This is a genomic window from Mycobacterium sp. 1482292.6, assembly GCF_001672995.1.
In the GTDB taxonomy this organism is placed as follows: Bacteria; Actinomycetota; Actinomycetes; order Mycobacteriales; family Mycobacteriaceae; genus Mycobacterium; species Mycobacterium europaeum_A.
The window spans coordinates 21,271-39,222 of the sequence record NZ_LZKV01000088.1 but is presented as its reverse complement, the minus strand read 5'-3'; the positions used below and the strand labels follow the sequence as shown (position 1 = coordinate 39,222).

Sequence of the window (17,952 nt, the reverse complement as noted above, 5' to 3'; positions counted from 1 at the left end):
CGCCTCCTTGTGTCCGCCGTGAGATTCCTTGTGGCTGCTGCGCTTTTGCACCGGCATGCCGTCCACCTCGACGAGTTCTCCATTGCGGCCCTGGCCGCCGAACCGGTGGACAGTTACGGCGTGGGCACGTCGCTGGTGACCGGCTCGGGCGCCCCGACCGCGAACATGGTCTACAAACTCGTCGAGGTGGACGGCATGCCGGTGCAAAAGCGCAGCAGCCACAAGGAATCTCACGGCGGACACAAGGAGGCGCTGCGGCTGTCCCGCGACTCCGGCACCATCATCGAGGAGGTGGTGTATCCGGCCGGACAGCAGCCCGCCGTCTCCGAACCGGCCCGGGTGCTGACCGTCCCGCTGGTGCGCGGTGGCGAGCTGGTGTCCAAACCGAACCTCGCGGCGGCGCGCGAGCTGGTAACTTCCGGGCTGCGCAGTCTGCCGTGGGAGGGATTGAATTTGTCGCACGGCGATCCCGCGGTCACCACGACGCAGATTCCCGACCAGCGAAGAGGGTAGCCACGTCCGACGTGTCCGTGTCCGAGCTGCTGGCCACCGCCGTGGCCGCGCTCGGCGGCAGTGAACGCAGCGGCCAACAGGAGATGGCCGCTGCGGTGGCGCGGGCCTTCGCCACCGAGGAGCACCTGGTGGTGCAGGCCGGCACCGGTACCGGCAAGTCGCTCGCATATCTGGTGCCCGCGCTCGTGCACGCCCTCGAGGACGACTCCCCCGTCGTCGTGTCCACGGCCACGATCGCTCTGCAGCGCCAGCTCGTCGACCGCGATCTACCCCGGCTGGTCGACGCGCTGGCCGATGCGCTGCCGCGCCGCCCACAGTTCGCGTTGCTCAAGGGGCGGCGAAACTATCTGTGCCTGAACAAGATTCACAACGGCGCGGCCGCCGACGGCGAGGATGCCGACGACCGGCCGCAGGAGGAACTGTTCAACCCGATGGCCGTCAGCGCCCTGGGCCGCGACGTGCAACGGCTCACCGAGTGGGCGTCGAGCACCGAATCCGGTGACCGCGACGACCTCAAGCCCGGCGTGCCGGACCGATCCTGGTCGCAGGTCAGCGTGTCCGCGCGGGAATGCCTCGGCGTGGCGCGCTGCCCTTTCGGTACCGAGTGCTTCTCCGAACGCGCGCGCGGTCGTGCTGGTCAGGCCGATATCGTCGTCACCAACCACGCGCTGCTGGCCATCGACGCGGTGGCCGAATCGGCGGTCCTGCCCGAGCACGCGCTGCTGGTCGTCGACGAGGCGCACGAATTGGTCGACCGGGTGACGTCGGTGGCCACCGCGGAGCTGACGTCGGCCGCCCTCGGGGTGACCGCCCGGCGGATCGCCCGCCTGGTGGAGCCGGAACTGATCCAGCGCCTGGAGGCGGCGACGGCCAACTTCGCCTCGGTCATCCACGACGGCACGCCGGGCCGCATCGATCGCCTCGACGAGGAGTTGGCGACCTACTTGACGGCACTGCGCGACGTGACGACGGCGGCGCGCTCGGCGATCGAGCGCACCAACGACCCGAAGGCGGCGTCGGCGCGCGCCGAAGCCGTTGCGGCGCTGAGCGAGATATCGGACACCGCGTCGCGCGTGCTCACATCCTTCGGCCCGGCCATCCCCGACCGCACCGACGTGGTGTGGCTGGAGCACGAGGAGGTCAGGGGCGCGGCGCGCCCGGTGCTGCGGGTGGCCCCGCTGTCGGTCGCGGGGCTGCTGCGGTCCCGGGTGTTCTCGCGTTCGACGGTCGTGCTCACGTCGGCCACGCTGACCATCGGCGGCTCGTTCGACGCCATGGCCACGGCGTGGGGGCTGACCGGTGCGGACGACGACGCGAGGTGGCGCGGCCTGGATGTGGGTTCGCCGTTCCAGCACGCCAAAGCCGGAATCCTGTATGTGGCCGCGCACCTTCCGCCACCGGGACGCGACGGCGCGGGATCGGCCGAGCAGCTGAGCGAAATCGCCGAACTCATCACCGCCGCCGACGGGCGCACCCTGGGGCTGTTCTCGTCGATGCGGGCGGCCCGTGCCGCCGCCGAGGCCATGCGCGGCCGGCTGTCGACGCCGGTGCTGTGTCAGGGCGACGACAGCACCTCGGCGCTCGTCGAGCAGTTCAGCGCCGACCCCCAGACCTCGCTGTTCGGCACGCTGTCGCTGTGGCAGGGCGTCGACGTGCCCGGGCCGTCGCTGTCGCTGGTGCTGATCGACCGCATCCCGTTTCCCCGGCCCGACGACCCCCTGCTGGGCGCGCGGCAGCGCGCGGTCGCGGCGCGCGGCGGCAACGGCTTCATGGCCGTCGCGGCCAGTCATGCGGCGCTGCTGCTGGCGCAGGGGTCGGGGCGGCTGCTGCGCCGCGTCACCGACCGGGGAGTGGTCGCGGTGCTCGACTCGCGCATGGTCACCGCCGGCTACGGCGGCTACCTGCGGGCGTCGCTTCCGCCGTTCTGGCAGACCACCAACGGCGAGCAGGTGCGCCAGGCGCTGCAGCGGCTGCGCACCGCGCCCGCGGCCGAGCAGGGCCTGTCGGCCTGACCCGCTTCCGGCTAGCGGGCCAGGGTGACCAGTCCGAGCTCGTTGCTGGCCGCCAGCATCGGATGGCGGGGCAGCACCCGCACGGTGTAGCCGACCGATCCCGCCAGCGGCAGCGGCGTTGTCGTCGAGAACACCTGGTTGCCGCCCTCGGCGGTGCCGGCGTAGGACATCTCGACGGTGACGGGCTCCAGCAGTGCGTCGCTGGCGTCGACGCGGCCGACCACCGCCTGGACGGTGACCTCGTCAGGCGCGAGCCCGGCCAGCTGGACGGTGGCGGTCAGGGTCAGCTTGGAGCCGAGCACCGGGCTGTCCGGCAGTCCGGTGCTGTCGACGTCGGTGATGACGATCTTGGGCCAGGCCTCCTCGGCGCGCGTGCGGTATGCGGCCAGCTCACGGGCCGCGCCGAACTCGCCGCCGCTCGCCGCATCCTCGGCGCCCTCGACTGGCGCGATCGTCTTGCGCAACGACTGCGCCGCGGGCGTGTAGTACTGCTCGACGTAGTCGCGCACCATGCGCGACGCCAACACCTTGGGACCGAGCGTTTGCACCGTGTGACGCACCATTTCGATCCAGCGGGGCGGCACACCGTGTTCGTCGCGTTCGTAGAACTTCGGTGCGACGGTTTCTTCCAGCAGCGTGTAGAGCCCGCTGGACTCCAGGTCGTCGCGCCGCGCCTCGTCGGTCACGCCGTCGGCGGACGGTATCTCCCAACCGTTTTCGCCGTCGTACCACTCGTCCCACCAGCCGTCGCGGATGGACAGGTTCAGCCCGCCGTTGAGCGCGCTCTTCATTCCCGAAGTGCCGCAAGCCTCCAGCGGCCGCAGCGGATTGTTCAGCCACACGTCGCAGCCCCAGTACAACAGCCGCGCCATCGACATGTCGTAGTCGGGCAGGAAGGCGATGCGGTGGCGCACCTCGGGCCGGTCGGCGAAGCGCACCACCTGCTGGATCAACGCCTTTCCGCCGTCGTCGGCGGGGTGGGATTTACCGGCCACGATCAGCTGGATCGGTCGTTCGGAGTCGAGCAGCAGCTGTTCCAGCCGAGCCGGATCGCGCAGCATCAGCGTCAGCCGCTTGTAGGTCGGCACCCGTCGCGCGAAGCCGATGGTCAACACCTCCGGATCGAATGCGGTTGCGATCCAACCCAATTCGGCGTCCGAGGCACCCCGTTCCAGCCAGGAGCGACGCAGCCGCTGCCGGACGTCGTCGACCAGCAGGGACCTCAGCTGCGAGCGGATCCACCACAGGTGCCCCGCGTCGACTTGCTTGAGCCGCAGCCAAACCCCCGGATCGCTGAACGAATCCGACCCGGCCAGCTCGCGACCCAGCTGCAGCCACTGCGGCGCCGCCCAGGTGCGTGCATGAACTCCGTTGGTGATCGAGCCGATCGGCACCTCGCTGGCGTCGAAGCCGGGCCACAGCTCGTTGAACATGGACCGGCTCACCCGGCCGTGCAACGACGAGACGCCGTTGGCGCGCTGGGCCAGCCGCAAACCCATGTGGGCCATGTTGAATTTGGTGGGGTCGTCCTCGGCGCCGAGCGCCAGGATGCGAGCGGTCGGCACCCCCGGCAGCAACGCGGGCGCACCGGTCGCATCCGATCTCGCGGCCTTGTCACCGGATTTCGCGCCGTCGCCCGCGTGGTCGTCGAAGTACAGCCGCACCATCTCGATGGGAAACCTGTCGATGCCGGCGGGCACCGGGGTGTGGGTGGTGAACACCGTGCTGGAGCGCACCACCGTCAGCGCGGTGTCGAAGTCCAATCCCGAGCCGGTCATCAGTTCACGAATGCGTTCGGCTCCCAGGAAACCCGCGTGGCCCTCGTTCATGTGGAACACCTCCGGCGCGGGCAGGCCGTGAATGCCGGTGAAGGCGCGGATCGCCCGTACCCCACCGATGCCGGCGAGGATCTCCTGGCGCATCCGGTGTTCCTGGTCGCCCCCGTACAGGCGGTCGGTGACGCCGCGCAGGTCGTGCTCGTTCTCGGGGACATCGGAATCGAGTAGCAGCAGCGGAACCCGGCCCACCTGGGCGACCCAGATCCGCGCGTGCAGCTGCGCGGAGTCCGGCAGCATCAGCTCGACCAGCGCCGGCTCGCCGGTCGCGTCGGTCAGCAACCGCAACGGCAGGCCCTGCGGATCCAACGACGGGTAGGTCTCGTTCTGCCAGCCGTCGGCGGTCAAGGACTGCCGGAAATACCCGGACCGGTAGTAGAGGCCCACCGCCACCAGCGGCACGCCCAGATCGGATGCGGACTTCAGGTGGTCGCCGGCCAGGATTCCCAAGCCACCGGAGTAGTTGGGCAGCACCTCGGCGATGCCGAATTCCATCGAGAAGTACGCGATGGCGGCCGGCATCTCGGCGCCCTGCTCCTGCCGCTGCTGGTACCACAGCGGGCGGCTCAGATAGTCGTTGAGATCGGCGGTCAGCTCGTCGAGCCGGCGCAGGAAGGCTTCATCGAGCGCCAACTCATCGAGCCGCGCCGGTTTGACCGCGCCCAGCAACGCCACCGGATCGCTGCCGCACCGCTCCCACAGGTCAGAGTCGATGGTCGCGAAAAGCTCCTGAGTGGGCTTGTCCCACGACCATCGCAGGTTGGTCGACAGTTGGTCCAGCGCGGTCAGACGCTCCGGAAGGTGAGCACGGACGGTAAACCGGCGGAGGGCTTTCACGCGTCCCTACCTTACTGAGGTTCCCGGCCCGTGCACGGCGACCGGACGCACCGCATTTCCCCGGCGGTGTGTGACCGGAGACTAGGGTGGGTATCGGGTAGTAATCGGGGTCGCAACGATGCTTCCCTGCCCAGAAATTTTCCTCACGACAGGAAGTTTCCCGACGAGCGGCATTCCGCACGGAGCACATCGCGGGCATGGCCGCAAACAATCGGAACGGAGTGCTGGTGCCCGGTCGTGTCGAGATCGATAACGTCCAACCGGTCGTTTCCTGTGGCGCGTATCCCGCGAAAGCCGTGGTCGGCGAGGTCGTCCCGGTCAGCGCCGCGGTATGGCGAGAAGGCCACGAGGCAGTCGCGGCGACCTTGGTCGTGCGCTACCTCGGCCCCGGCTACCCGCAGGTGAGCGAGACCCGCCGGATCAAGGCCGCTGCGGCCCCGACCAAGCCGGCGACCCAGCGCGACGGCAAGGTCGACCAGCAACGGATCAAACCGCTACTGCTGCCGATGACGATGGGTCCGGAACCCTACGTGTTCCACGGTCAGTTCACCCCCGATCAGGTCGGGCTGTGGACCTTCCGGGTCGACGGGTGGGGCGACCCGATCCACTCGTGGCGGCACGGGCTGGTCGCCAAGCTGGACGCCGGTCAGGGTGAGACCGAGTTGTCCAACGACCTTCTGGTCGGTGCGGGGCTCTTTGAGCGCGCGGCGACGGGCGTGCCGCGGGCACTGCGCGAGCCGCTGCTGGCCGCCGCCGCCGCGCTGCGCGAGCCGGGCGACCCGGTCACCCGCACCGCGCTGGCGCTGGGGCCCGAGATCGAGGAAATCCTGGCCGACTACCCGCTGCGCGATCTGGTCACCCGCGGCGAGCAGTACGGCGTCTGGGTGGACCGGCCGCTGGCCCGGTTCGGCTCCTGGTATGAGATGTTTCCCCGCTCGACCGGTGGGTGGGACGCCGACGGCAACCCCGTGCACGGCACGTTCGCCACGGCGGCCGCCCAGCTTCCCCGCATCGCGGCGATGGGCTTCGACGTCGTCTACCTGCCGCCGATCCACCCGATCGGCAAGGTACATCGCAAGGGGCGCAACAACTCCCCGACCGCGGCGCCCGGAGACGTGGGCTCCCCCTGGGCGATCGGCAGCGACGAGGGCGGACATGACGCCGTGCACCCGGATTTGGGGACCATAGAGGACTTCGACGCCTTCGTCGCCGCCACCCGCGAGTTAGGCATGGAGGTCGCGCTGGACCTGGCGCTGCAGTGCGCACCGGATCATCCGTGGGCGCGCGATCACCGCAACTGGTTCACCGAATTGCCGGACGGCACAATCGCTTACGCGGAGAACCCGCCGAAGAAATACCAGGACATCTATCCGATCAACTTCGACAACGACCCCGCCGGCCTCTACGACGAGGTGTTGCGCGTGGTCCGGCACTGGATGGACCACGGCGTCAAGTTCTTCCGCGTCGACAACCCGCACACCAAGCCGCCAGACTTCTGGGCCTGGCTGATCGCCACGGTCAAGGGCATCGACCCCGACGTGCTGTTCCTGTCGGAGGCCTTCACGCCCCCGGCCCGCCAGTACGGCCTGGCCAAGCTCGGGTTTACCCAGTCCTACAGCTATTTCACCTGGCGCACGGCAAAGCAGGAGCTCACTGAGTTTGGCGAGGCCATCGCCGCCGCGGCAGACTTCCGGCGCCCCAACCTGTTTGTCAACACCCCGGACATCCTGCACGCCATCCTGCAGCACAACGGACCCGGCATGTTCGCGATCCGAGCGGTGCTGGCGGCGACCATGGGTCCGGCGTGGGGGGTGTACTCCGGCTACGAACTGTTCGAACATCGCGCGGTGCGGGAGGGCAGCGAGGAGTACCTGGACTCCGAGAAGTACGAGTTGCGGCCCCGCGATTTCGCCGCCGCGCTGGCCGAGGGGCGATCGCTGGAGCCATTCATCACGCAGCTCAACGCGATTCGCCGACTGCACCCCGCGCTGGAGCAACTGCGCACGATTCATTTCCATGACGTCGACAACGATGCGCTGCTCGCCTATTCCAAGTTCGATCCGGTGACCGGCGACTGCGTCCTGGTGGTGGTGACGCTCAACGCGTTCGGCGCCGAGGAGGCGACGCTGTTTTTAGATATGGAGGCTCTGGGTATGGAGCCCTACGAGCGTTTTTGGGTGCGCGACGAGATCACCGGCCAGGAATTCCAGTGGGGCCAAGCCAATTACGTTCGCATCGATCCCGGGCAGGCGGTTGCGCACATCATCAACATGCCGCTCATACCGCACGACGCGCGGGGGATCCTGCTGCGCAGGCCACCAAACGGACCGGAGGGATTGTGACATGAGCAAAACCGACCAACTCGCCGGGGCGCTCCTGGCACCCGACCCTGCCGACCTCTCGCGCCTGATCGGGGGCACGCATTACAACCCGCACAGCATTCTCGGGGCGCACGAGTACGCCGACCACACCGTCATTCGGGCGTACCGGCCGCACGCGACCGAAGTCGTCGCACTCGTCGGCGACGATCGGTTCCCGATGCAGCACATCGAATCCGGGCTTTTCGCGGTCGCGCTGCCGTTCGTCAACCTGATCGACTATCGGTTGCAGATCACCTATGAGGGGGCGGAGCCGTACGTCATCGCCGACGCCTACCGCTTCTTGCCGACCCTGGGCGAGGTCGACCTCCACCTGTTCGGGGAGGGACGCCACGAGCGGCTCTGGGAAGTACTGGGCGCGCATCCGCGCTCGTTCACCACGGCCGACGGCGTGGTCAACGGGGTGTCGTTCGCGGTATGGGCGCCGAATGCCAAGGGCGTCAATCTGATCGGTGAGTTCAACGGCTGGACCGGTAGCGAAGCCCCGATGCGGGTGTTGGGCTCATCGGGGGTCTGGGAACTGTTCTGGCCCGGCTTTCCCGTCGAGGGGCTGTACAAGTTCCGGGTGCACGGGGCCGACGACGTCGTGACCGAGCGCGCCGACCCGATGGCGTTCGCCACCGAGGTGCCGCCGCACACCGCATCCCGGGTGACGCGCAGCAGCTACACGTGGGAAGACGCCGACTGGATGGCCGAGCGCGCGCGGCGCAACCCGGTGTTCGAACCGATGAGCACCTACGAGGTGCACCTGGGTTCCTGGCGCCCCGGACTGAACTACCGCCAGTTGGCCCGCGAGCTGACGGATTACGTTGTGGAACACGGGTTCACCCACGTCGAGCTGCTGCCGGTCGCCGAGCATCCCTTCGCCGGATCGTGGGGCTACCAGGTGACGTCGTACTACGCGCCGACATCGCGGTTCGGCACCCCCGACGAATTCCGGGCCCTGGTCGACGCCTTACACCAGGCCGGCATCGGCGTACTGGTGGACTGGGTGCCGGCGCACTTTCCCAAGGACGCCTGGGCGCTGGGCCGCTTCGACGGCACGCCGCTCTACGAGCACTCCGACCCCAAGCGGGGCGAGCAACTCGACTGGGGCACCTACGTATTCGACTTCGGCCGTCGCGAGGTGCGTAACTTCCTGGTGGCCAACGCGCTGTTCTGGCTCGAGGAGTTCCACATCGACGGCCTGCGGGTGGACGCGGTCGCCTCGATGCTCTACCTGGACTACTCCCGCCCCGAAGGGGGCTGGACCCCGAACATCTACGGCGGCCGGGAGAACTTGGAGGCGGTGCAGTTCCTGCAGGAGATGAACGCCACGGTGCACAAGACCGCCCCGGGCATCGTCACCATCGCCGAGGAGTCCACCTCGTGGCCCGGCGTGACGCGGCCGACAAACCTTGGCGGCCTGGGCTTTTCGATGAAGTGGAACATGGGCTGGATGCACGACACGCTCGACTACATCAGCCGCGATCCCATCTACCGCAGCTACCACCACCACGAGATGACGTTCTCGATGCTCTATGCGTTCAGCGAGAATTACGTGCTGCCGATCAGCCATGACGAGGTGGTACACGGCAAGGGCACGCTGTGGGGCCGCATGCCGGGCAACAACCACGTCAAGGCGGCCGGGCTGCGCAGCTTGCTCGCCTACCAGTGGGCGCACCCGGGCAAGCAATTGTTGTTCATGGGACAGGAATTCGGGCAGCGCGCCGAGTGGTCCGAGGAGCGCGGCCTGGATTGGTGGCAGCTCGACGAGCAGGGGTTCTCCAACGGGGTGCTGCGCCTGGTCCGCGACCTCAACGACATCTACCGCACTCACCCGGCGCTGTGGAGCCAGGACACCGTGCCAGACGGCTACTCCTGGATCGACGCCAACGACTCGGGCAACAACGTGCTGAGCTTCCTGCGGTACGGCAAGGACGGCTCGGTGATGGCTTGCGTGTTCAACTTCGCGGGCGCCGAGCACGGCGGATACCGATTGGGCCTGCCCTCGGCCGGCCGGTGGCGCGAGGTGCTCAACACCGACGCGACGGCCTACAACGGAACGGGGATCGGAAACATGGGCGGGGTGGACGCCACGGAAGACCCCTGGCACGGCCGGCCGGCCTCGGCACTGCTGGTGCTGCCGCCCACGTCGGCGCTGTGGCTGGCCCCCGAGTAAACCTCAGTACAGCGCGTTGGCGAGGTTGCGCCGCCCGGCGACGACCTCGGGGTCAGTCGGGTCGAAGAGCTCGAAAAGCTCGACCAACCTGGTGCGCACTCGGGTGCGGTCGTCGCCGGATGTGCTGCGCACCAAAGCAATCAGGCGATCGAAGGCGGGTCCGACCTCCTGGTTGAGGATTTGCACGTCGGCCGCCGCGAGGGCGGCTTCGATGTCACCGGGCGCGGCGTCGGCCACGGCAACGGCGTCCGGGCGTTGCGCGGTTGCGCGCGTGAGGAATTCGATCTGCCGGATCGCGCCCTTGGCTTCGGCGTTGGCCGGATTGGCGTCCAGGATCGACTGATACGACGTCTTAGCCGCCTCGAAGTCGCCGTCTTCCAGCTGCTGGCGGGCCGCGGCCAGCTCCGGGTCGACCGCCTCGGCCTCCGCGGAACCGCTTGGGCCCCTAAGCTTTCCGGCGGTCGCCGAGAGAATCTGATCCAGCCAGCCGCGCAACTGCTCGGTCGGCTGCATCCCCTGAAAACTCGAGATCGGCTGCCCGGCGGCCAATGCCACCACGGTCGGGACGGCATCGACACCGAATATCTGCGCCACCCGGGGCGCGACGTCGACGTTGACCGTGGTCAACGACCACTTGCCATTGTCCTGGGCGGCCAGCCCGGCGAACGTGTCGAGCAGCTGGACACACGCATCGCTGCGCGGCGACCACAACAACACCACGACGGGCACTTCCTCGGACCGCAGCAAGACTTCGGCCTCGAAATTGGCCTCGGTGACCGCGATGATGCCGGGGTCACCGTCGGCGGCTGACTGTGTGGCCCCTGCGGCTGGGCCGGCCGCGGGCTGGGCCCGTTGCTTGAGACCGGAGAGATCGACCGCACCAGCCAGGGCGGGGCCGATAGGAGGTCGCGGACGAGTCACGCCGTCAAGTTTGTCATGCGGACGGGCTACCCATCCACCCGGTGGCGGAGCCGCTCAGACGGCGACGCAGCGGGCCGAAAACGCCCACCGAAAAGCCCCGTGATCGGCAAATATGACGAAGATCACAATCGGCCACCGGCGCGCCGCGCCAGCAACGTCGGCAAACGTCCGATCGGGCGGCTAACCCGCGCGCAGAATCAGCGCGTCGCCCTGTCCGCCGGCCCCACACAGCGCCGCGACGGCGTATCCGGAGCCGCGTCGCGACAATTCCAGGGCGGCGTGCAGAGTGATCCGCGCTCCCGACATCCCGATCGGATGCCCGACGGCGATCGCGCCGCCGTTGACGTTGACCAGGTCGGGATTCACGCCCAGTTCGCGGGTCGAGGCCAGCGCCACCGCGGAGAACGCCTCGTTGATCTCGATGACGTCGAGCTGGTCGACGGAGATGCCCTCACGGGCGATCGCCTTCCTGATCGCGTTGGCCGGCTGCGACTGCAGCGTGGAATCCGGCCCGGCCACCACGCCGTGCGCACCGATCTCTGCCAGCCAGCTCAGCCCCAGCTCCTGTGCCTTGGCCTTGCTCATCACCACCACCGCGGCGGCGCCATCGGAGATCTGGGAGGCCGATCCGGCGGTGATGGTGCCGTCACGGCGGAAGGCCGGCTTGAGGCCGGCCAGCGACTCGGCGGTGGTGTTGGCGCGGATCCCCTCGTCCTCGGTGAACTGCAGCGGATCGCCTTTGCGCTGCGGGATGTTGACCGGCACCACTTCGTCGGTGAAGACGCCGTCCTTCCATGCCGCGGCGGCCTTCTGGTGCGACCGGGCAGCGAACTCGTCCTGCTCCTGCCGGGTGAACTGGTCGACGTCGTTGCGCTGCTCGGTGAGCGCGCCCATCGGCTGGTCGGTGAACACGTCGTGCAGGCCGTCGTAGGCCATGTGGTCCAGCACCGTCACATCGCCGTACTTGTAGCCCGAGCGGCTGTCCATCAGCAGGTGCGGCGCCTTGGTCATGGACTCTTGGCCGCCGGCCACCACGACGTCGAACTCCCCGGCGCGAATGAGCTGGTCAGCCAGCGCGATGGAGTCGATGCCGGACAGACACATCTTGTTGATGGTCAACGCCGGAACGTCCCAGCCGATCCCGGCCGCCACGGCCGCCTGGCGTGCCGGCATCTGGCCGGCCCCGGCCGTCAACACCTGGCCCATGATCACGTAGTCGACCAGCGAACCCGGCTCTTGAACATTTGGGAACGCCTTTTCCAGCGCCCCGGCGATCGCGATCGCCCCCAGATCGCTGGCCGAAAAGTCCTTCAGCGAACCCATCAGCTTGCCGATGGGTGTCCGTGCTCCAGCAACGATCACCGACGTCGTCATGACACTCTCCTAATTCTGCGCCGACGGCCGGTTCGGCCTCCCGGGGAAGCGCAATCTTTGCCGCCAGGTTACCGTTATGTGATGACGACCGATCAAGTTGACGCCCGTCAGATCCTGGCCACCTCATTGGTGACGGCGATCGATCACGTCGGCATCGCAGTCGCCGACCTGGACGCCGCCATCGACTGGTACCACGACACCCTCGGGATGATCCTGGTGCACGAGGAAGTCAACGAGGAGCAGGGAATCCGCGAAGCCATGCTGGCTGTGCGCGGCGCTCCGGCGGGCACCGCACAGATCCAGTTGATGGCCCCGATCGACGAGTCCTCGACGATCGCCAAGTTCCTCGACAAGCGCGGGCCGGGCATCCAGCAGATGGCCGTTCGGGTCAGCGACCTCGACGCCTTGGTCGCCCAGCTGCGCGAGCAGGGTGTGCGGCTGATCTACGACGCGCCCCGGCGCGGCACGGCAAACTCGCGGATCAACTTCATCCACCCCAAGGACGGTGGCGGAGTCCTGATCGAGCTCGTCGAGCCGGCCGCCTGAGACGCCGACCCTCACGACCACTTCCTGGTCGGACCGCGGGTAGCGCGGTGCGTCCAGCACGGCGTGTGCCAATGCCGGCGGTCCTCCACCTGTCCGGGGCCGCCTGCGAGCGTCGAATCGGTGGGCCATACCACCAGATGCGCTGAGCCGGAACGTATTTCGTGGTCGCAGCCGGGACACCGATAGGTCTTGGCCGCCCGGGCCGCCGGTACGGGCCGAACCTCGTACTCGTGGCCGTCCGGGCCGACCTCCACCCGCCGCAGGGCCGGGGGCGGCGCCAACGGCCGCTGCCGACGTGGCGGGGGGCGGCGCCGAGCCATCCGGTCAGTGTAGTGGCGAACCGTCAGAAGAGCCGGTACTCGTCACTGTCCATGCCGCGCATCTTGTCGTAATCCAATGTCAGACAACGGATACCGCGATCGGTGGCGAGCGTGCGGGCCTGCGGTTTGATCTGCTGGGCGGCGAACACTCCCCGGACCGGCGCGAGCACGGTGTCGCGGTTGAGCAATTCCAGGTACCGGGTGAGTTGTTCGACGCCGTCGATCTCGCCGCGCCGCTTGATCTCCACCGCCACCGAGCCCCCGTGTTCGTCGCGGCACAGCAGATCGACCGGACCGATGGCCGTCATGTACTCGCGGCGAACCAGCGTGTATCCCTCGCCGAGCAGTTGCACGTGCTCGGCGAGCAGCGCCTGCAGGTGCGCTTCGACGCCGTCCTTGACCAGGCCGGGGTCGACGCCGAGTTCGTGGCTGGAGTCGTGTTCGATCTCCTCGACGGTGATGCGCAGTTGCTCGCCCGCCTTGTTCTCGACCACCCACACCGGCGATTGATCACCGGGCTCCTCGGTCAGCCAGCACGGCGGGCTCATCCAGTTCAGCGGCTTGTAGGCGCGGTCGTCGGCGTGCACGCTGACCGATCCGTCGGCCTTGAACAACAACAACCTGCGTGCGGAGGGCAGATGCGCGGTGAGCCGGCCGACATAGTCCACGGTGCATTGAGCGATCACTAGACGCACCCGACTCACCTTAGAGCGTCGCCGACAAATTAGGCTGACGCCACCATGTCGGCCAACCAGTCCGTGGCGCAGCGAATAGGCCGGGTGCTCGAGCGGGTCACCCGTCAGAGCGGCCGTCTGCCGGCCACGCCCGCGTACGGCTCCCTGCTGCTGGGGCGGGTGTCGGAAAGCCAGGGCCGTCGCCGGGTACGCATCCAGATCATCATGACCGTCCTGGTGCTGGGGGCGAACCTGGTCGGGATCGTCGCGGGGCTGATCTTGGTCACAGTCGCCATCCCGGTACCGAGCATCTTCGACGACGCACCGGCGTGGCTCACGTTCGGGGTGTCACCGGCCTACATCCTGCTGGCGCTGACGCTGGGCACGTTTTGGATCACCCGCAGGACCGTGCTGGCGTTGCGGTGGGCCATCGAGGAGCGCGCGCCGACGCCCGAGGACGAACGCAACACGTTCATCGCCCCGTGGCGGATCGCGTTGGTCGACCTCGTCCTGTGGGGAACCGGGGCGGTGCTGTATTCGGTCCTCTACGGCCTGGTCAACACGATGTTCATCCCCCGCTTCCTGGTCGGGGTGAGTTTCTGCGGTGTGCTGGTGGCCACCGGCAGTTATCTGCTCGCCGAGTTCGCGTTGCGTCCGGTGGCGGCTCAGGCGCTCGAGGCCGGTCCGCCGCCCCGTCGGCTGGCGGCCGGGATCATGGGCCGGACCATGACGGTGTGGTTCCTCGGTTCAGGTGTTCCGGTCATCGGCATCGCGCTCTTGACGCTGTTCGAGATCTGGCTGAACAATCTCACCCAGACCCAGTTCGCAGTCGGTGTCCTGATCGTGTCGTCGGCGGCGCTGATCTTCGGCTGCATCCTGATGTGGATCCTGGCGTGGCTGACCGCGACACCGGTGCGCGTGGTGCGGGCCGCGCTTCAGCGCGTCGAAAAGGGTGATCTGCGCGGCGAATTGGTGGTATTCGACGGCACCGAACTCGGCGAGCTGCAGCGCGGCTTCAACGCGATGGTCAACGGACTGCGCGAGCGCGAACGCGTTCGCGACCTCTTCGGCCGCCACGTGGGGCGCGAAGTGGCCCTGGCCGCCGAACGCGAGAAGCCGAAGCTGGGCGGCGAAGAACGCCATGTCGCAGTCGTATTCATCGACATCATCGGCTCCACCCAGTTGGTGACCAGCCGCCCGCCGGCCGAGGTGGTGGCCGTGCTCAACCAATTTTTCGGGATCGTCGTCGAAGAGGTGGACCGTTATTGCGGGCTGGTCAACAAGTTCGAGGGCGATGCGACGCTGGCGATCTTCGGGGCTCCCAACCGCCTTGATTCACCGGAAGACGCGGCCCTTGCCGCCGGGCGCAGCATCTCCGAACGGCTGGCCAACGAAATGTCTGAGCTGTCGGCGGGCATCGGCGTGGCGGCCGGCCAAGCCGTGGCCGGAAACGTCGGTGCCAGGGAGCGCTTCGAATACACCGTGATCGGTGAGCCGGTCAACGAGGCGGCCCGGCTGTGCGAGCTGGCCAAGGCGCACGCGAGCCGGCTGCTCGCGACGGCCGACGCGATCGAGCGCGCCAGCGAAACCGAGCGGGCGCGTTGGTCTCTGGGCGACAGCGTGACCCTGCGCGGCCATGAGCGTCCCACCCGACTGGCGGTGCCCGTCGCGGTGGACGACCCGTCGGCCGGACACGGTTGATATCAGACCGAAATGGGTAGAGGGACACAAGAACTGACCCCTCAGAGATTGGTTTGCGCATGACCGGTAGTGGAGTCACCCGTGTTTCGGTCGCCGCGGGAATCGCCGCGGCGATCGCCTTGAGTTCGTTGACCGCGGGTTGCAGCTCGGGCAAGGACAACAAGAACCCCGGCACGTCGACCGTCACCACCACCGTCACGACGCCGGCGAGCGTCACGACAACCGCTCCGACGGCGCCGGGGACCGGCGGACCGGGCGGCGGTGGACCGGGCGTCGGGCCGGGCGGTGCGACCACCGCCGGACCGGGCGGTTCGGGGGCCGGCGCCGGACCCGGCGGGGCCAGCGCGGGCGTCCCGGGTGCCGGGGCGTCGGCGGGACCGGGCGGTGCGGGTGCCTGCGCCGGTGGCGTGTGCGTCGGAACGCCTCCCGGCTGAGGCGCAGGCCTAGCGGTTCATCGGGCGACGGCGACGGCCAGGCGCGCATCGGGCCGAGTTGCCGTCTGCCGCACTAACATTGCGACGAGCAAGGTACCGGCCGCCAGCAGCCCGCCCACGAACAACACGGTCGCCGGCCAGCCGCCGCTGCCGTACACGACGCCGCCCAAGGCGCCGGCCACCGATCCGCCCAGGTAGTAGCTGAACAGGTACAGCGCCGAGGCCTCCGCGCGGTCGCGCTGCGCCACCGCACCCACCCAGCCGCTGGCGACGGTGTGCGCGGCGAAGAAGCCGCCGGTGAACACGCCGACACCGATGACGATGACGGCCAGCGCGTGCGGGACGGTGAGCAGCAGGCCGGCCACGGTGATCGGCAATGCCGAGCCGAGCACGAGCCGGCGGCCCCTGCGGTCCGCGAGCCGCCCGGCCACCACCGACGTCCAGGTGCCCACCAGGTACAGCACGAACAACAGCCCGACCACCGAGGATGCCAATCCGAAGGGCCGGTCCGTCAGCCGGTATCCGAGGTAGTTGTACACCGTGACGAACGCCCCCATCACCACCGAACCCAAGGCAAACAGCTTCAGCAGCACGGGGTTTCGCACATGTGCGGCAAGGTTGCGCACAGTGTCGCGCACGCTCGCCGCCTTCGGGCTGAAGAACTGCGACCGGGGCACCAACAGGGCGAACACGACCGTGCCGGCAAGCGTCATCACCGAGCACACCAACAGCGCGACCCGCCAATTGCTGACGTCGACGACCAGGGACGGCACGATCCGCCCGACCAGCCCTCCCACCGTGGTGCCCGCGACGTAGCGGCCCATCGCCGAACCGAGCGACGAGGCGTGCACCTCCTCGGCCAGGAATGCCATGGCGACCGCCGGTATACCGGCCAGCGCGACGCCATGCAGCGCGCGGCCGGCCAGTAGCACGCCGAGGGTGGGACTCAGCGGCAGCAACAGCCCGATAACGCTGGACGCTATGCCCGACGTCAGCATCACGGTGATGCGTCCGTAGCGCTCGGACAGCACGCTCGCCGGAATGATCGACAGCGCCAACATGCCCGTCGTCAGCGAAACCGTCAACGCCGCGGTCGCCGGCGTGATCCGGTAGGACGCCGACAATGCCGGGAGCAGCGCCTGCGTGCAGTACATGGCGGCGAAACTGGACAGGCCGGCACCGTACAGCGCGATCGTCATGCGCCGATATCCCCTGGATCCGGCCCGATGCGCGACGACGTGAGGCATGCCAACAATGCTTCGGGCCGTGCAGCTGAAAAGGAAATGAATTATTTCGGTGCTTATGATGCGTGAAACACATAAGCAGAGGTGGTTGCATGTCGGACGGCGACTACGAGTGGTTCATCACACTCGCCGAATTGCAGCACGTCACGGCGGCGGCACAGCAGCTCCATGTCGCCCAGCCGACGCTGACCCGGATGCTGGCGCGCCTGGAACAGCAGGTGGGGACGCCGCTGTTCGACCGGCACGGCAGGCGCCTTGCCCTCAACACGTACGGCCGGATCTTCTATGAGCACGCGCGGCGGGCCCAGCTCGAGCTCGACTCGGCCCGGCGCGAGATCGATGACCTGACAAACCCGGCCGTCAGCGAGATCCGGTTGGCCTTTCTGAGCTCGTTCGGATCGACGGTGGTTCCGAGGTTGATCGCGAAGTTCGGGGAATCGTCACCGCGGGTGACGTTCGCGCTGGAGGAAGGGCCCGCCGAGTCGATCGGCGATCGCGTGCGGTCCGGAGTCGTCGACATCGGCGTGGTATCGCCACGGCCGCGCAAACGAACGCTGGCCTGGCGCAGCCTGTTTCGTCAACGGCTGGGCATCGCCGTGCCCCAGGACCACCGCTTTTCGCACGGTGCGGCGGTGTCCATGATCGATCTGGCCGACGAGCGCTTCGTGACGATGCACCGCGGATTCGGCATGCGGGGACTGCTCGACGAGCTCTGTGCGGCAGCGCAGTTTCGGCCCCGCATCGGATTGGAGGCCCCGACCCTCACGACGGTCGCCGGCCTAGTCGCCGCGGGACTGGGCGTCAGTCTGGTGCCCATCGACGGCAGCGAGTACGCGCCGGGGGTGCGGGTGCTGCGGCTGGCCGACGCCGACGCCTATCGCGATGTCGGCATGATCTGGAATTCCGATCGACCGCTGTCTCGCTCGGCACGCGACTTCATCGCGGCCGCCGCGGCGGTAGAACACCACTCGCCGAAGGATCCGATCAGCTGAACGCAACGCG

At 68.4% G+C, this 17,952-nt stretch carries 13 protein-coding genes and 1 pseudogene; 8 read left to right on the top strand and 6 right to left on the bottom strand.

Annotation, left to right across the window (positions count from 1 at the left end; genetic code table 11):
• Window positions 1-513 (top strand): annotated as a pseudogene (locus A5624_RS08715) (hypothetical protein); the annotation flags it as partial.
• Window positions 514-524: 11 nt separating this feature from the next.
• On the top strand, window positions 525-2,525 hold the full coding sequence (locus tag A5624_RS08710) for an ATP-dependent DNA helicase (protein WP_156748945.1): 2,001 nt from the start codon (window positions 525-527) through the stop codon (window positions 2,523-2,525).
• An 11-nt stretch (window positions 2,526-2,536) separates the two neighbouring features.
• On the opposite strand, the gene glgP is transcribed toward A5624_RS08710, so the two are convergent.
• A complete protein-coding gene (gene glgP, locus A5624_RS08705; protein WP_066864640.1) occupies window positions 2,537-5,197 on the bottom strand; it encodes an alpha-glucan family phosphorylase in 2,661 nt (886 codons plus the stop codon).
• Window positions 5,198-5,424: 227 nt separating this feature from the next.
• On the opposite strand from glgP, the gene A5624_RS08700 reads away from it, so the two are divergent.
• Both A5624_RS08700 and glgB read left to right on the top strand, forming a co-directional pair.
• Window positions 5,425-7,539 carry an alpha-1,4-glucan--maltose-1-phosphate maltosyltransferase gene (locus A5624_RS08700; protein ID WP_232002225.1) on the top strand — a complete coding sequence of 705 codons (2,115 nt, stop codon included), beginning with the start codon at window positions 5,425-5,427 and terminating at the stop codon, window positions 7,537-7,539.
• Window position 7,540: 1 nt separating this feature from the next.
• The gene (gene glgB / locus A5624_RS08695) at window positions 7,541-9,736 is read left to right on the top strand and encodes a 1,4-alpha-glucan branching protein GlgB (protein ID WP_066864637.1); all 2,196 of its coding nucleotides are present in this window, start codon (window positions 7,541-7,543) and stop codon (window positions 9,734-9,736) included.
• A gap of 3 nt (window positions 9,737-9,739) precedes the next feature.
• Here glgB and A5624_RS08690 read toward each other — a convergent pair whose 3' ends face one another.
• Together A5624_RS08690 and A5624_RS08685 are read right to left on the bottom strand one after the other, a co-directional pair.
• Complete coding sequence (locus tag A5624_RS08690) at window positions 9,740-10,657, bottom strand: tetratricopeptide repeat protein (RefSeq protein WP_066864634.1); 918 nt, start codon at window positions 10,655-10,657, stop codon at window positions 9,740-9,742.
• A 180-nt stretch (window positions 10,658-10,837) separates the two neighbouring features.
• Window positions 10,838-12,031, bottom strand: coding sequence for an acetyl-CoA C-acetyltransferase (locus A5624_RS08685; RefSeq protein WP_066864631.1), 1,194 nt, complete (start codon window positions 12,029-12,031; stop codon window positions 10,838-10,840).
• A gap of 78 nt (window positions 12,032-12,109) precedes the next feature.
• Between A5624_RS08685 and mce the strand changes: the two genes are divergently transcribed.
• Window positions 12,110-12,577, top strand: coding sequence for a methylmalonyl-CoA epimerase (gene mce, locus A5624_RS08680; RefSeq protein ID WP_082972021.1), 468 nt, complete (start codon window positions 12,110-12,112; stop codon window positions 12,575-12,577).
• Window positions 12,578-12,588: 11 nt separating this feature from the next.
• Here the strand turns inward: mce and A5624_RS27310 are convergent, their stop codons facing one another.
• Window positions 12,589-12,897 carry a hypothetical protein gene (locus A5624_RS27310; RefSeq protein ID WP_082975945.1) on the bottom strand — a complete coding sequence of 103 codons (309 nt, stop codon included), beginning with the start codon at window positions 12,895-12,897 and terminating at the stop codon, window positions 12,589-12,591.
• A gap of 23 nt (window positions 12,898-12,920) precedes the next feature.
• Window positions 12,921-13,592, bottom strand: coding sequence for an endonuclease NucS (gene nucS / locus A5624_RS08675; protein ID WP_066864626.1), 672 nt, complete (start codon window positions 13,590-13,592; stop codon window positions 12,921-12,923).
• Window positions 13,593-13,637: 45 nt separating this feature from the next.
• Here nucS and A5624_RS08670 point away from each other — a divergent pair, with 45 nt between their 5' ends.
• Together A5624_RS08670 and A5624_RS08665 are read left to right on the top strand one after the other, a co-directional pair.
• Window positions 13,638-15,272, top strand: coding sequence for an adenylate/guanylate cyclase domain-containing protein (locus A5624_RS08670; RefSeq protein ID WP_066864623.1), 1,635 nt, complete (start codon window positions 13,638-13,640; stop codon window positions 15,270-15,272).
• Between the two features lie 59 nt (window positions 15,273-15,331).
• Window positions 15,332-15,706: a hypothetical protein gene (locus A5624_RS08665; RefSeq protein ID WP_066864617.1), complete on the top strand. Its 375-nt coding sequence runs from the start codon at window positions 15,332-15,334 to the stop codon at window positions 15,704-15,706.
• A 17-nt stretch (window positions 15,707-15,723) separates the two neighbouring features.
• Here the strand turns inward: A5624_RS08665 and A5624_RS08660 are convergent, their stop codons facing one another.
• Window positions 15,724-16,953: an MFS transporter gene (locus A5624_RS08660; protein ID WP_197499383.1), complete on the bottom strand. Its 1,230-nt coding sequence runs from the start codon at window positions 16,951-16,953 to the stop codon at window positions 15,724-15,726.
• Between the two features lie 89 nt (window positions 16,954-17,042).
• Between A5624_RS08660 and A5624_RS08655 the strand changes: the two genes are divergently transcribed.
• On the top strand, window positions 17,043-17,942 hold the full coding sequence (locus A5624_RS08655) for a LysR family transcriptional regulator (protein ID WP_066864610.1): 900 nt from the start codon (window positions 17,043-17,045) through the stop codon (window positions 17,940-17,942).
• Window positions 17,943-17,952 lie beyond the last annotated feature (10 nt).